We start from the raw sequence: 247 nt of genomic DNA on the forward strand, positions 1-247 counted from the left end.
GTTTTTATTGATAGAGACTACATATGGTTCCCCTTTGTTGTTTTTCTTTAAATAACAATCAACTCCAAATAATAATTTAACTATATCCCTCTCAATGATCTTTTGTCTTATTCTTAAAGATTTATGCTTATAAAATAGTCTTAAATCAATCATAAGAATATCATTTTCATTTAAATTGCAAATAGAACTTAATAGTTCCCTCGGAAACTTTATTCTTTTTATTATCATAAATGACACACCTTACTAG

At 25.1% G+C, this 247-nt stretch carries 1 protein-coding gene; it reads right to left on the minus strand.

Annotated elements, in window-relative coordinates; genetic code table 11:
• A partial coding sequence (locus AC6UDG_RS07770) for a hypothetical protein (RefSeq protein ID WP_500707000.1) occupies positions 1-228 on the minus strand: 228 nt, incomplete at its 3' end.
• Positions 229-247 lie beyond the last annotated feature (19 nt).

The sequence above is a fragment of the Fructilactobacillus sp. X2R1C1 genome (genome assembly GCF_059901435.1).